Below are 14,486 nucleotides of genomic sequence, written 5' to 3' on the forward strand. Positions count from 1 at the left end.
AAGCCACGTCTAAAGGGCGCTGCCGGATAGCGCTCCCAAGCCGAGCGGTCTCGCGAGGCGGACACACGGCCTCGACTTGGGCAAGGATGGCACGGTGGATGGGGCGCGCCACGCTGCCCTCCCTCGCGGATCGCGACCTGTGCCATCCTGCGCCAAGGAGGCAGCCCATGCCCGAACCGGGGACCCCGCTGGCGCAGGCAGAGCGCCACGTCCGCGAAGGCGAGCAGCGCGTCGCACGCCAGGCGGCCCTCGTCGCCCGGCTGGCCAGGCGGGGGCTGAACGCGACCGAAGCCCAGATCGTCCTGGAACACCTGCAGACGACCCTCGAACTCTTCCGCGACCACCTTTGGATGGAGCGCCAGGGGCGCCTGGAGCCCCGCCCGTCGCTCCCGGACACCGGCACGGGGGGCGGCGCGTTCGAAGGACATGAAAACCCGAAGCGGACGTGTCGCATGATGGCCGAGCAGCAGCAAAGGCAGGAGGATCGGGGCTTGCGCGCAGGGCTGGCGGTGCTGGTCGCGGAGGACCGGGGCTTCATCGCCAACCAGGTTGCCATGGCCCTGCGCCGCGGGGGCTGCGTCGTCGTCGGCCCTGCCGCGACACTTCAGGCGGCACTCTCACTGGCGCAGGGCAACGAAGCCATCGGCGCCGCGGTGCTCGACATCGATCTTCGCGGCGAGGCGGTCTATCCGGTCGCCGAGATCCTGCGCGATCGCGGCCTGCCCTTCCTGTTCCTCACCGGCTTCGGAGCCCCCATCATCCCCGAGCCTTGGCGGGACGCACCCCGCCTCGAAAAGCCCTTCGATCCCCCGGCCCTGCTCGTCGCGCTCCGCTCCGCCATCGCCCAGCCGCCCCCGACGGGCCAGGTTCCAGCCGAAGACGCCGCCCCGCCCTCGCGTGTGGTGCAGCGGGCCTGGGAGGCGATCCGCCGCAGCCGTGACCTCATCACCGAGGGCCGGATCGCCGCCAGGCAGGGCGGTTTCGTCAGCAAGCAATAGGATCGCGGCAGGGATCGGCACCTCCGCCGGTCAGGCGCCGCCATCCTCGAGGGGCAGCCGGACCGAGCATTGCAGACCATCGGCAGCGAATTCGATCGTGGTTTCCGCATCCAGCTCGTAGGGCAGCAACTGCTCGAGCAGGTCGAGCCCGAAGCCCCGGCGCCGGGCGGCATCCCCCGCCGGCATCGCCACGCCGCTCTCGCTCCAGTCGAGCTGCAATCCGGGCGGCTCCCCCCTGCCGTCCGTGGACCAGGTGACCGCGAGCCTGCCCCCGCCGCCAAGCGCGCCGTGCTTCAGCGCGTTGGTCAGAAGTTCGTGCAGCGCGAGCGCCAGCAGCTGCACCGCCCGCGCCGGCAGCGTGACCTCCGGCCCGCTCAGCGTGACGCGCTCATGGCTCTCGTCCACGCCATGGGCCGCCAGTTCCAGCCGCAGCAACTCGCCGACCGTCACGTTGGGCGCCACCTCGCGCGACAGCAGCCCCTGGACCCGGCCCAGGGCGGCGAGGCGCTGCGAGAAGCCGCGGCCGAACTCCTCCAGGGAGGTGCTGGTGGCCTGGATCTGCTCGGCGATGCCGGAGACCACGGCCAGCAGGTTGCGGCCGCGGTGGTGCAGCTCCTCGATCAGGATGCGCTGCTCCTGCGCCTGGCGCATCTCCTCCACATCCGTGGTGGTGCCGATCCACTCGGTGATGCTGCCCCCCTGCCCTGCCCCTGGGCCGCCGCGCACCGGCAAGGCCTGGCTCTGCACCCATTGCCAGCGCCCCTCGGCAGCGTGCCAGAGGCGGTGCTCGACCCGGAAGGCGCCGCCGCTCTCCCGGGCCTCGCGCCAAGCCTCCAGCACCGCGGCGCGGTCCGCGGGATGCACGGCGTCAAGCCAGCCCAGGTTGAGGCTTGCCTCCAGGCCCTGCCCGGTGAAGCCCTGCCATTGCGGGCTGGCCCAGCTCCAGCGCCCCTCGCCGCCCGAGCGCCAGACCGGCTGCGGAATGCCCTCCACCAGCGTGCGAAGCCGCGCCTCGCTCGCAAGCAGCGCCTGCTGCACCCGCCGGGCCTCGGTCACGTCCTGGCCGATCTTGATGAACTCCCGGACCTCGCCATCGGCGCCCACGAGCGACTGGGTCGAGCCGTCGATGAAGATGCGGGCACCGTCCTTGCGCAGATGCTCCCGGACGTTCGGTGCCACCCCCTCGCGCAGCGCTATCTCCCTCTCCTTCTGCGGCTCCCCCGTGGCGACATCCTCGGGCACGAAGGTCCGGTCCACGGACCGGCCCAGCATCTCCGCTTCCGACCAGCCGAAGACCGCCGCCGCGCCAGGCGGCCAGGAGGTGACAAGGCCTTCCCTGTCGATGGTAAGGATCGCGTAGTCGCGCACGCTCCCCACCAGCAGCTGGAACCGCTCCTCACTTTCGCGCAGCTTGGCCTGCGCAACTTCCTCCTGCAGACGCAGGACCTCCGTCTGCGCCGCCTTCCAGTCGGTGATGTCCTTGGTGGTTGTCGCGACGCCATCCCCGAGCTTGACGACGGATTGGAGGAACCAGCCGTCGAATTGTTCGTGCACGTAGTGCCGTTCGTTCTGCTCGGGCACGCCGGTCTCGGTCACGCGCTTGAAGGTGTCGAAGATGCCTTCCACGACCACGCCCGGGTTTCGCTCGAGGAGGCTCTCGCCACGAATCTCCCCGTACCGGCTCTCCGAGGTGTGGTTGTTGAGAACCCAGCGGAAGTCGGTGATCTGCCCGGCCTCGTCGCGCACCGCCTCGAAGACCTGGATCATGTCCGTCGAGGCGTCCATGGTTGCCTGGAGCAGGTCGCGGCTCGCGTGAAGCTCGGCCGTACGCTCCTCGACCTGCGCCTCGAGCTCGCTCCGGTATCTCTCCTCGGCCGCGCGGAGCCGGTCCTGCGCCTCGCGCCGGGCGGTCACGTCGCTGCCGGCGCCGAACCACTCGGCGATCTCGCCGTCGGGGCGGAGGATGGGGACGGCCCGCGACAGGACCCAGCCGACCCCTCCATCGGCCAGACGCACACGGTGCTCCATCTCGAAGAGCAACTTCGCCCGGATTGCCTCCTCGATGGCCGCGAAGACGGTGGGCCGGTCCTCCGGAAGGAGGTAGTCCTCCGCCCAGTTCTCGATGGGCTCGACCGTGTCGGCCAGCACGTCCTGGCCGGCTAGCTGGTATACCTGCTGCCAGTCGGCGCTCACGCGGTACACCATGTAGGAGCCAGCCGTGACGAGACCGCGGAACCGTGCCTCGCTTTCACGCAGCACGTCCTCGGCGAGCTTGCGGTCATGAATGTCCATCGACGCGCCAAACCACCGGACGATCTCTCCGCTGCGCGGGCCGCGATAGGGCTCGGCGCGCACGAGGAACCACCGGTAATCGCCTGACTTCGACCGGATCCGGTGCTCGACTTCAAAGATCCCGCCCGTGCGCGCGGCTTCCTCGAACCGCGCCATCGTCTCGCCCGCATCGTCAGGATGGACGAAGTCCGTCGCGACCTCCGCCGCGGTCGTGACGTTGGTCGGCGCGCCGATGTAGTTCTCCCAATGGCGGTTGAAGAACACCAGGCGGCCTTCGCCGTCAGTGACCCAGATGATGGGCGGCGCGACGTCCGCCATCAGCCGGAACTGCGCTTCGCTTTCGCGAAGCCAGTCATCCGCCAGCACCTGGTCGGTGATGTCGAAGCTGACGCCGTTGATGATCCACGGGCTTTCTGGGTCGGCCCGACCGCGCAGCTGCACCCAGCGCCCGGCATTCGGGCCGCGAGCCACCTGCATCCGCACGCTGACCTCTTCGCCCGGGGCTGCTTGGCTGGCCATCCCGGCTTCGAGCCAGGCGACGCCTTCAGGATGCATCAGACCGGCGTACAGGGACACCTCACTGGGCTGGCCGGTGGTGGACACGCCCCATAGTCTCTGGGCCACCTGGTCGGCCCGCACGGATCGCTCACGTGTATCCCACCTCCAGGCTCCCATCCCGCCGCTCTCCAATGCCAGGCGGCGAAGTTGCTCGCTCTCCTGGAGTGCCAGCTCCGCTTGCCTGCGCTCGGTGATGTCCTGAAAGACGATCGCGACGCGCGGAGGCTTGCCATCGTCCCCGCCACCGACCCGCGAGACGTGACAGTCGTACCAACGGCCATGGGGTTTCAGATAGCGCTCGAGCCGCTCGCTGATTCCGCTGCGCGCTACACGCCCGTAGATTTCCAGCCAATAGACCTCGGCCTCCGGGACGAGTTCGCTGAACAGGCGGTGATCGTAGCGTCGTCCGGTCAGGCGAGACGCCGCAGGGTTTCCCTGCAGATAAAGGGCATCGACCACCTTTCCGTCCGCGTCGCAGATCAGCTCGGCGGTAACGAATCCCTCGTCGATGGATTCGAACAAGGTGCGATAATTCAGCTCGCTCTCCCGCAACGCATCCTCGGCCTGCCGGCGATCCGTGACGTCGCGCCAGAACACGGCCAGGGCACCGTCCGCTGTGGGGAATGCCCGCATCTCGAGCCATCGGGCGCGCCCCTGGTCCCAGGCGTATTGGTGCTCGAGCGAGACGGGCACGCGCTCGGCCATGGCCTTTCGGAGGAGCTGCCCGACCTCGGACTGCTCACTCCCAGGGTATGCTTCCCAATGCGAGCGGCCGACGACCGCGTCTCGGGGGCGCCCGTCCAAGCGCAGAGCTTCGCGATTGTGTTCAAGGATGGTGAAGTCGGGGGCCAGCACGCCGAAGCCTTCGCCCATCCCATCCAGCACGCGGCTGAGCCGTTCTTCGCGCTCCGCCAATCCGCTGCGCGCCTGCTCCCGCTCCACCGTCACGCGGAGGCGGTCGATGACCGGCCCCAGTACCATGGAGTAGGTCTTGAGGAACTCGATGTCTCCCTGGTCGAACTCCCGCGGCTCGCGCGCGTCGACCTGCAAGATCCCCCACGGCCTTCGGCCAGGCAGCAGGATCGGCACGTTGACCAGCGCGATGGCGCCATGCTCGCGAAGGAAAGGCGGAAACTCGAAGCGCTCCTCGCACGCGATATCGTTGGTGATGACCGGCTCTGCCTTCTTGATCGCATAGGCTTCCGACGAACGATCGCTCAGGCTGACGCGCTCGTGGCCGACGATCCCGGGCCGCCAGCCGATGCCGGCCCGCACGAAGCCTGTGTTCGTCTCACGGTCGATCTCCATGACCTTCGCCAGATCAGTGCCCAGGGCCTTGGCTATGAGACGGCAACCCTCGGTGAGGATCTCGTCCAGGTCTTCATGGTCGAGCACGAAGTCCCCGAAATCAGCCAGCACGCGCTGGCGCCTCATCATCTCGTCTTGGCCGGCCATTTTCTTCCAACGCCCCGGGCGCCAACCCGGTCAGCCTAGGACTTCGGCCGGTGTTGGGCGAGCCTGAGAAGCCGCGCGACCGGCAGGGCCTCAAGCTCCGCTATCCGCTCAGGGCCGCCCAATATCGTCGCGCCGCTTGATGTCAGGGCGGCTGACCTCCGCTGTCCTGCTGCACCGGGCACAGTCGGGCGCGATCAGGAAAGCCGCCATGGGCGATGCCATAGATTCCGCATCGCCATGCGGTATGACCGATGCGTCCACACCTCCTTCAGCGTCATGGCGCTGGCCGCCACCGTCACCTTCTGGCTCAATCAGTGAGTCCTGAGCCTAGGCCATGCGCCTCTTGGAAATGGCACAGACCTTCAAATTGGTCGTCGCGGTGAGCGGCTCATGAAACCCCTCTGAGCCCGCCAGGGCCGCCGAGCCTTGCCCTCTGAGCCGCTTGTGCGGGCGCTTGATATGAGGATCGGCTTTCGAACGACCGAGGTGGCGCGAGTCACATCGCCACCCACACGAAACAGCATGCGCCGGTCGACGCCTGCCGCCGGGCCCGTGACCAGAGAGATGTATCACGGTACAGGACCGCTCCCTCAGTTCCGGCCAGCAAGAAGCCTCACGACCACAAAGCCGATCAACACGACGGGCGCGAGGTGCCCGAAGGCGAGTGCCCAGGCCATGACGCTGTCCCGCCCCGCGAGGTCGAGCGCAAGCCCAACGCCGAGTGGCCCCAGGAAACCACCGGCGTAGCCACACATGCTGTGCAGCCCCATGGTCGCTCCCCGCCAGGCCTTGTCGGCCGCGGCTACCGTCCCCGCCGTCAGTGCGGCGCTGTCGAGGTAGATCACCGCGTTCCAAGCCAGCACGCAAAGGACGGCAACGGGGCCCCAGAGCCCGAAGGACAGACCCGTCGCCACGCTCAGCACCGCCCCCGCCAGCATAGCGGTGGCGACGATCCGATCGCGTCCCAGCCGCTGCGCCATCTCGTTCCCGGTGACCGAGACGGCGATGCCGAGGAGGCCGGCAGCGGTGAACAAGGCATTGGGGTCAAGCAGCCAGCCTGACGCATCGCCTCGCGCCATGACGACTGCGAGGAAAGTGACGCCCCATGCACGCAGCGCGGCCATTTCCCAGGTGTGCACGGTGTAGCCGGCGATCCAGGCCATGGCCGCGCGGTTCCGGACAACAGGGCGGAAATCCAGCAGCTCGGCTACCGATGCCTTTGGGTCGTGTCGCGCCACTTCGGGCCCGGCAACGAGCATGATGGTGAGGAAGGCGACCAAAGCCGTCGCTGCTCCGAAGAGGAATACGCCGGTTGGGCCCGTGACGGCGCTGAGAAGGCCAGCCACCGCGAAGGAAGCTGCGCCGGCGATGCCGACGCCCAGCGCATGCCAACTCACCGCACGGGATTGCTCAGCACCTTCCAGCCGGTCGGCGACCATCTTGAGGCCGGGCATGTAGCAGCCCGCCCATCCGACCCCAGCGATGACGCGACACAGCAGGGCGCTCCAGAAGCCGTCGACCGCGACGGCCATTCCAAGATGCGAGAGCGCCGTCAGCCCTGCCCCGACGAGATAGATCCGCCGCGATGGCACACGGTCCGTCAGCGCGACCAGCACGGGAACCGACGGCACGTAGGCCGCGAAGAAGGCGCCGACGAGCCAGCCCGCCTCCGTGGCCGAAAGGGACCAGCGGTCCATGAAGACTGGCAGCAACGCGGGCAGGAAGAAGGCACCGACCTGCACCAGGACCTGCGCGCTGACCACGGCCGCGACGGCACGACTGGCAGTCAAGGTCGTGGCGACCGCGGTGAGGTGGCGGAGATCACGGGCGCCGGGCCGGAACCTGCTCGCCATCCTCCTTCTCGAAGTTCCGTGCGAGCGGCGCGTCGAGCAGGTCCAGGACCAGTTCGGAAGGCCGGCAGAGCCGCACGCCCTTGGGCGTGGCGACGATGGGGCGGTTCAGGAGGATCGGATGCGTCTCGATGGCGTCCAGCAACGCCTCATCCGTCAGGGCGGGGTCATCCAGGCCAAGGGCATCATACGGCGTGCCCTTGCGCCGCAGCACGTCGCGCAGCGGCACGCCCATCCGCTGCGCCAAATCCAGCACCTCCGCGCGGCTCGGCGGCGTCTTGAGATACTCGACCACCCTGGGTTCCAGGCCAGCCCCGCGGATCATGGCCAGCGTGTTGCGCGAAGTGCCGCAGGCCGGGTTGTGGTAGATGGTGACTGTCACGGTCCGAGCTCCGCTTTCGTGGGGACAGGATGAAGCGCTGACGGGCGCAGGAGCCATCCGACAGGCGCCGCGGCGAGGAGCACGCTGGCGATCTGCGTGGCCACGAAGACTGGCAGGTCGGCCGGGCGGATGCCAGAGAAGGCGTTCGTCAGCGACCGTGCATCGCGACGGCAGGGTTTGCGAAGGAAGTGGAGGCGGTGAACCAATAGGCGGCGGTGATGTAGAGGCCGACCAGCCAGGGGAATGCACGCCGTTCGAAGCGGAGGCCGGCAAGGGTCCCAGGACCAGCCCGAAGGTGGCGACGCTTTCCAAGAGCCATTGCGCGCCGGCCGTCCCCGCAGCGCCTCCAGCGAGCTGAGCCAGGGCATAGAAGCCGGCCTCCCGTGGCAGCAACTCGCCACGGGCCACGAAGACCAGAGACACGGCCGGGTTGAGATGCGCTCCCGAGACCGGACCGAAGATCGTGATCAGCACACGAGCATCGCGCCGGTCGCCAGGGGCGCCAGGGCCGTGTCGCCGGTCAGCCGTTCGGCCATGATGCCGGAGCCGACGACGGTCGCGACCAACAGCGCGGTCCCGAGCGCTTCGGCGACGACACGTCGGGGCAGGTCGAAAGCGGCTGTCACTGACAGCACGAAGCCTGCGCCGCTGCTGACACCTCGGCTGGCTCGCCCAAATTTGGTGCGCGGCAGCTTGGTTCATCGGTAAGCCCTCCAACCCGCTCCGCCGCGCCGCAGCAACCGGCCGCGGCGCTGGCTTTCCGGTCATGCGGCTTGGTGGGGCCGGAACAGACGCCGGTCTCGGGCAGGGCAAGTTCCACACGGCGTGCGGCGTCCTCGTCGCCCGAGAGGTGGGCCACGATACTGCGGACCTGCTCGTGGCCGGTGGCCAACAGGAAGGTCGGCGCGCGGCCGTAGGACTTCATGCCGGCGACGTAGAGGCCAGGCTCCTCCGGATGGCGCAGCTCCACCTCGCCATGGGGACGCACGGTGCCGCACGAATGCATGTTCGGATCAATGAGGGGCGCCAGTGCCGGCGTCGCCTGCACGGCGGGGTCGAGGGACAGGCGAAGCTCGGCAAGCGGTCTCAGATCGGGGCGGAAGCCCGTGGCGCCGACCACGCGGTCTACTTCGACCGCATGCGGGCGTCCATTCAGAATTCCCTCCACACGGATCGCTCCGCCCCGCGTCCCGAGCAGTCGGTGCACCAGAAAGGGCGCCAGCGCCGCCACCCGTGCCTCTTCAACAAGCGCGCGGGCACGGGCTCCGAGCGCTCCACGCGCTGCAAGCCCGTCATTGCTGCCGCCGCCGAAATTCGCCGCACCCAGCGGACGGCGGAAAGCCCAGGTCGTGTCGGTTCCTGGCGCCTCGTTGGCGAGGTCAGCAAGCGCTTCGACCACGTTCATGGCGGAGTGCCCGGCCCCCACCACAAGAGTGCGCTGTCCTGCATAGGTCGCACGGTCGCGCCCGAGCACGTCGGGTATGCCGTAGAAGACGCGGCTAGGCTCACCAGGCGCGGGCAGCCCGTGCGCGCCGACCGGATTGGGGCTGCTCCATGTGCCGGAGCAGTCGATCACGGCGCGGGCCTCGATTTCCTCAACGGCACCGGACGGGCTTTCGATCTGAACGACGAAGGGGGTGCTGTCGCGCGAGCCGTCGCGCTGCAAGTCGTGGTGGCGGCGCGACAGGCCGATGACCCGCGCCTCCAGGCGGAGCCGCGCCGCGAGGGCGGGGTGCGCCGCGAGCGGCGCGAGGTAGTCGCGGACGAGTTCCTCGCCGGTCGGGTGGTGATCAGGGTCGGGCGCGGACCAGCCGGTTTCCCACAGCAGCCGGACGGCTGCGGCGTCGGTGTTGAAGCGCCAAGGCGAGAACATACGCACATGGGCCCACTCGCGCACGGCGGATGCGGGTGTCGGACCCGCTTCGAGCAGAACGGATGGCTGGTTCCGCTCGATCAGATGGGCCGTCGCGGCAAGGCCAATAGGGCCGGCGCCCACGACGACGACGGGCAGCGAAAGCCGGTTCATGGTGCTTTCCTTTTGGCGAGGGAGGATTCAGCGATGGTCGTGCAAGCCGCAGCCGTTGTTAGGCGGGCGGACAGGCCACGCCCGCAGCAATTCTCGGTCAGGAAGCCGATCAGGTCGTTCATGGCCGCGAAGTCGGCGGCATAGATGATCTGTCGGCCCAGGCGGCGCTGGGTCGCCAAGCCGGCGCGCAGCAGATGCTGGAGATGGAAGGTGAGCGACGAGGCTGGGATGCCAACCCGCTCCGCGATCACGCCAGCAGCAAGGCCCTCCGGACCGCATTCGACGAGGAGGCGGAAGGCAGCGAGGCGATGCTCATGGGCGAGCGCTCCGAGAGCGGTGACTGCGAGGCTGGCATCCATGCGGCTGGCCTGACATTTCGATAGAAGCCGAAGCTACGCGACGCCATCACCACAAATCAACTATATTTCTCGAATTATCGAAATGATCCTTTCGGCTACCTACCTGGGTGGTGGGACGGGCTTCATCCAACGCCGACATCATACGTGAACCGCTCTGCGAACGCCGAGCGCGGCAACCCGACTTCGCGCGTCCGAGCCTCGATGGCCCAAGGCTCCGCCAAAGATTTGAATAACCCTGAAAATGAGGTCAGTTGGCTGGGTGGCTGGCGGGGAGCTATTCGTCCGAGTGGAACCAGCAGCGAGCCATCCGTCCCGATCCCTGACGATATCGCTGCCAAGTTGGCCGCTGTTCGCGCTTTACTTGGGCGGGTCCAGGCGCGCGTCGCTGCGAGCCAGCGCCTCCTTGCCGAGAGCGATCAACGGCTGGCGCAGTCGGACCAGTGCCTGATCAGGCCTGGCGGCAGGACGAATGGGAGTGAGCCTGTGTCGGAACAGAAGCCAGGGGTAGGCCCATTGCATAACGACGCAGAAGCCCACCGGCGGGAGGCCGAGGCACGACGCGAGGCCGCGGAGGGCCGGCGTGAGGAAGCCTCTCGACAGCAGGCGGCGGCTGAGGCGGGCCGTATCGCCGGAGAGGAGCGGCGGGTGCTGGGCGAAGAGGGCCGTCAGACCCAGGAGGATCTGCGCGAATTGGCGGAAACCACCCGCGCCGCTGCGGAAGAGACGCGCACCGTCGCCGAGGAGGTTCGGGCGGCTCGCGAAGAGGTGCGCCAGGCCCGCGAGGAAGGGCGCCGGATGACCGAAGAGATCCGGCAGCTGGCCGAGGAGATCCGCGCCGAGGCCGAGAGGCTCCGGGCTGAGGCCGAAGCCGAGCGTGTTGCGGCTGAGCAGCAGCGCGGGCTTCTCGAGGAAATGCGCCGCACCCTGCAGGAGCTCGGGCTTCGAAAAGCAGACGGCGAGTAGCCTGTTGCGTAATCTCGTTCACAGCACCGGGCGATGGCCTCCCGCCATGCTCGGGGTAGCTGACTTGCCACCGCAGGCTCCTCGCGATGCTACGGATTGGCCAGCCCTTCCTCCACCGACCCGTGTGGACGCATTTGCCACAGCCCTGATCGAACCTGCGGAGAGCTGCCGGCAGCAAGCGGGTTGAAGCGACAGAAGTGCGGCCACACGCGGTTCATGTCGGCCATGAAACCTTATGCATTTTTATGTATTCTCGAAGCACTACCAGACTAACAGCTTCCTCATGGTTGCTATTCTAAGGGACAGTTGGGCCCCATCCCGTCGCTCCCGAGGCGACAGGGTGGGGCCATCCAACATAGAGGTCTTCCGCATAGTCCACTTGTCCAACGAGGACGCCGTCTGTTCGCGCTTGGCGTCCACATTGGAATGAAAACTTCTCGTGCGGGAGGCGTTATTTCTCTTGTCCCTGCTCCTCCGCTCAGAAGAGCGGTGCCGGGGATGCAAGTCCCCGGGGACGCCTCGGGCCGGAGCCGCCAACCACTATCTTTCTGCGGCTTCGAGAAGCCCCGCCAGCCATCCGGCGGGGCTTCGTCGTTTATGGCGCTCACGTGCTCTTAGTGGTCAAGAGAGTTCGGGGCCGTTTCCCGCTCAAGCACAAAAAAAGCTCGCCATTCTGATAATGGCAGGCTCAGCGTCGCGTGTCCGTGCCCGTGTTTGCCGCATCGAAACAGTGTCAGCCAAATCCCTCGCTCTGCCCACTCGCCATTACTAGCGCCAAGTTACAGGTAATTGCTGAACAAAGCCGTATGATTCGCGCTGGTAGTACGCTCTGCAAACCACCCTCCAACGACAGAGATCACATCCTAAACCTTCTAAAGCGTCGGCAGGTCAGCGTTTATTACAGTCTCAAAAATGACGCAATGCCTCATGCCCTAAGCATTTGAATGTCCCAGTCAATATTCCTAGGCATGATTTTTGCTGCGAGAGGAGCGGAGGTGATCGTTCCTCCAGTTAGGTTGCATGGTAGGAGGGCAAAAATGCGGAAGTTTCTTCTGGCGACAGTGGCGCTAGCAGGTCCCACGCTAGCCGCGCCCGACTCACAGGCCGCGCTGATCCTGTCCGCCAATGTTGGTGGCACAATCTTCAGCTGCGCCGACCAAGCCGCCTGCGACACCAACTCGGCGGTCGGGGTTCTCGGGATTGGGACCACCTCCAGCCCCCAAACCATCAACGGCGTCAATGTCTTCGGGTCACTCAGCACCGCGACGGGGATCCCTGGAAACCCAGGCACGGGCACAGATGGCCTCAGCAGCAGTTCGCTGCAGGTGATCAACACCACCGGCAGCAAACAGACCATCAACGTCTCGGTGAGTGCGACCGACTATCTGCATGGCGGCCCCCTGGCTTTCCTCTCGGGTTCCGGGACGATGCAGGGCAATGCCGGGGAGTCGATCACGCTGAGCTACTACGCCGACGATGCGAACTCGCAGGGTGGTCAGACACCCAATGATCGGCCTGGCACTCAGCTGTTCAGCCAAACCTTCAGTGCGCCGGCCACTGCTCCGTACAGCTTCTCCCTGAACGAGCAGGCTGGGGTCAACCTGACATCTCCCTACTCCCTGACGCTCGGGTTCGACTTCTCGCTGGATCCGGGAGGGCAGCTGCTGAGCCGCGGCCAAGCCCTCACCATCCCTGTTCCCGAACCGGCGAGCCTCGCGCTCCTCGGTGCCGGGCTGCTCGGCTTGGGCTTGGCGTGCCGTCGTAAGATGGCCGCATGACGTACTGACGGGGCGCTTCTGCCCGGAAGCAACTCACGCGCTCTGGTGGGATCTTCCCGCCGGAGCGCAGCACGTCCCGTTCCTTTCGCGCACATGAAGTCGTGGGCCTGCTTGCAGTCGCAGACACCGTGACCCAGCGCCGCTGCTCCGTGGAACGCCGCCTTTTGCTCGCGGAGCGACTACATCGAGGATGAAGGCTTCGTCGGTTCAGGGCGCGAGGCCGTGCCGCTCGCGCTCTCTCCTGAGCTTCCTTCGCGCGATGTTCAGATAGGCTTGCAGCGTCTCGAGTGTCAGCTTGGCGAGGTCGAAGGCCTAAGACCGGCCGTAGCCCTGCAGCATTTCCACTCTGGCCCGCTGGCGAGCGACGCGTTCCTCGGCCTCGCGGACATGCCGCCCGGCCATGGCCAAGGGCCCCTCGCGCGGGTGCATGCGCGCCTCCTGCCGCCTCAACGTTCTGTTGTGGCCGTCGATGCCGGCGCATGCTGAACGCCATTACCCTAGCGGACAAGGCTGGATGGCCAATCAGTCCCTGAGGTGCGAAAGGCCGCCCTTCGCAGACAGATGTTTGATCAGGAAGTCGTCTTTGGCCTTACTGTCGGGCTAGGCGACCTGAAGCCATCTCGGCATGCGGCCACGGCCGCTCCAAAGCTCCCCGCCCGGACTAAGCAAACGGCGTCAGCCGCTCACAGCATAGCACGGTTACGCGAACAAAAATTCACATGCGTACGCATGTCGCCCGCTTGATAGTCACAGACAGTGAGGGAGGCAGCACGATGCCCCATGCTGGAAAGCTGACGCGGCGAAGCATCCTGGTCGTTGAGGATGAGTACCTCATCGCGCGCGACCTGGCGGAAGAGTTGGAGATGGTCGGGGCCGAGGTGCTGGGCCCGGTCGCCACGCTGAGCGCTGCGCTTCGCCTCATCGCGCGCAGTGGGTGCATCGACGCGGCCGTGCTCGACGTGAAGCTGGGGGCAGAAAGCGTCTACCCCGTGGCCGATGCCCTCAGGCGTCGCGGCATCCCGTTTGTTTTCTGCACCGGCTACGACCGCGGCGCACTCGCCCCCGCCTTCCGCGACGCCCTTTTGTGCGAGAAGCCGAGCGAGCCCGCCGACATCATCCGGGCCCTGCAAGACCAATTCAGGTCACAGATTGCCGCCTGAGGCGGGGAGGCCTTCGCTCCCCGCCTGTGGGTGTGTTTGTTGCCTAGCGGCCGCCGCGGGAGTTTTCGCCGCCCTTCCGGCCAGCCTCGCGGGCGCGCTCCGGGTCATCGGCGAAGTTGCCGCCGCCCCCGCCACCACCGCTGCTGCCACCGCCACCGCCGCCGCCATGGGACGCCTCGCCGCCTTTCCGGCCGGCTTCCGCCGCCAACTCCCGGTCCTTCGAGAATGAGCGATCCTCTGGCGCGACGGACTGCCCACCTTTCCGGCCTGCCTCGGCGGCGAGTTCAGGGTCCTTGGAGAAAGAGCGGTCTTCCGGCGCCACGTTCTTGCCGCCCTCGCGCCCCGCCTCGCTGGCACGCTTGGGATCGTCAGCGAAATTACCGCCACCACTGCCTTGTTGAGCCATGTGAGTGGAGGTGACGGGGGCGCGCGCTGTTCCATCGTGGAGTTGCTGTGGCGCCCTAGCCGCTCACAACATCGCATTCACCGGCTCGTGCTTCGGACAACGCATCATGCTGGGGCCAACTAAGCTGACGGTTGCCACTTCTTCCCCCTTGAGGATCTAAGCACCGGCGCTGACGGCGGCCGCCACTCTTCGCCTGGTGGATAGGCGCCTTGGCTGCTTCAACTCTTCACGCTTGCGGCGTAAGCGGCGCGCGGCGCGG

Annotated in this window: 12 protein-coding genes and 1 pseudogene; 4 read left to right on the forward strand and 9 right to left on the reverse strand. The window is 67.2% G+C overall.

The annotated features are described in order from the left end of the window. Positions 1-167 precede the first annotated feature (167 nt). Complete coding sequence (locus JTJ31_RS05615) at positions 168-998, forward strand: response regulator (RefSeq protein ID WP_207537631.1); 831 nt, start codon at positions 168-170, stop codon at positions 996-998. 30 nt (positions 999-1,028) lie between these two features. Here JTJ31_RS05615 and JTJ31_RS05620 read toward each other — a convergent pair whose 3' ends face one another. The 7 genes and pseudogenes from JTJ31_RS05620 to JTJ31_RS05645 all read right to left on the reverse strand — a co-directional run bounded on the left by JTJ31_RS05620 (position 1,029) and on the right by JTJ31_RS05645 (position 9,920). Beyond that, positions 1,029-5,303, reverse strand: coding sequence for a PAS domain S-box protein (locus tag JTJ31_RS05620; RefSeq protein ID WP_207537632.1), 4,275 nt, complete (start codon positions 5,301-5,303; stop codon positions 1,029-1,031). Positions 5,304-5,893: 590 nt separating this feature from the next. Then, the gene (locus tag JTJ31_RS05625) at positions 5,894-7,156 is read right to left on the reverse strand and encodes an MFS transporter (protein WP_207537633.1); all 1,263 of its coding nucleotides are present in this window, start codon (positions 7,154-7,156) and stop codon (positions 5,894-5,896) included. After that, positions 7,125-7,535, reverse strand: a complete 411-nt coding sequence (arsC, locus tag JTJ31_RS24535; protein WP_328805679.1) for an arsenate reductase (glutaredoxin) — start codon at positions 7,533-7,535, stop codon at positions 7,125-7,127. Before arsC ends, JTJ31_RS05625 begins: the two co-directional genes overlap by 32 nt. Positions 7,536-7,904: 369 nt before the next feature. Next, positions 7,905-8,009: pseudogene (locus tag JTJ31_RS25320) on the reverse strand (hypothetical protein); the annotation flags it as partial. After that, positions 8,003-8,170 carry a hypothetical protein gene (locus JTJ31_RS25180; RefSeq protein ID WP_207537635.1) on the reverse strand — a complete coding sequence of 56 codons (168 nt, stop codon included), beginning with the start codon at positions 8,168-8,170 and terminating at the stop codon, positions 8,003-8,005. The gene JTJ31_RS25180 and the pseudogene JTJ31_RS25320, both read right to left, overlap by 7 nt. After that, a complete protein-coding gene (locus JTJ31_RS05640; protein ID WP_207537636.1) occupies positions 8,158-9,561 on the reverse strand; it encodes an NAD(P)/FAD-dependent oxidoreductase in 1,404 nt (467 codons plus the stop codon). Before JTJ31_RS05640 ends, JTJ31_RS25180 begins: the two co-directional genes overlap by 13 nt. Continuing rightward, positions 9,558-9,920, reverse strand: coding sequence for an ArsR/SmtB family transcription factor (locus JTJ31_RS05645; protein ID WP_207537637.1), 363 nt, complete (start codon positions 9,918-9,920; stop codon positions 9,558-9,560). Before JTJ31_RS05645 ends, JTJ31_RS05640 begins: the two co-directional genes overlap by 4 nt. A 513-nt stretch (positions 9,921-10,433) precedes the next feature. On the opposite strand from JTJ31_RS05645, the gene JTJ31_RS05650 reads away from it, so the two are divergent. Further along, complete coding sequence (locus JTJ31_RS05650) at positions 10,434-10,883, forward strand: hypothetical protein (protein WP_207537638.1); 450 nt, start codon at positions 10,434-10,436, stop codon at positions 10,881-10,883. 1,037 nt (positions 10,884-11,920) lie between these two features. Next, positions 11,921-12,661, forward strand: coding sequence for a PEP-CTERM sorting domain-containing protein (locus tag JTJ31_RS05655; protein WP_207537639.1), 741 nt, complete (start codon positions 11,921-11,923; stop codon positions 12,659-12,661). A gap of 600 nt (positions 12,662-13,261) precedes the next feature. Here JTJ31_RS05655 and JTJ31_RS25325 read toward each other — a convergent pair. Next, a complete protein-coding gene (locus tag JTJ31_RS25325; protein ID WP_207537861.1) occupies positions 13,262-13,330 on the reverse strand; it encodes an H-NS family nucleoid-associated regulatory protein in 69 nt (22 codons plus the stop codon). 104 nt (positions 13,331-13,434) lie between these two features. On the opposite strand from JTJ31_RS25325, the gene JTJ31_RS05665 reads away from it, so the two are divergent. Beyond that, positions 13,435-13,821 (forward strand): response regulator, encoded by a 387-nt coding sequence (locus tag JTJ31_RS05665; RefSeq protein WP_207537640.1) that lies wholly within the window; start codon positions 13,435-13,437, stop codon positions 13,819-13,821. A 43-nt stretch (positions 13,822-13,864) separates the two neighbouring features. Here JTJ31_RS05665 and JTJ31_RS05670 read toward each other — a convergent pair whose 3' ends face one another. Then, positions 13,865-14,227 (reverse strand): con-10 family general stress protein, encoded by a 363-nt coding sequence (locus JTJ31_RS05670; RefSeq protein ID WP_207537641.1) that lies wholly within the window; start codon positions 14,225-14,227, stop codon positions 13,865-13,867. Positions 14,228-14,486 lie beyond the last annotated feature (259 nt).

The organism is Sabulicella rubraurantiaca (assembly GCF_017355885.1).
GTDB lineage: Bacteria > Pseudomonadota > Alphaproteobacteria > Acetobacterales > Acetobacteraceae > Roseococcus > Roseococcus rubraurantiacus.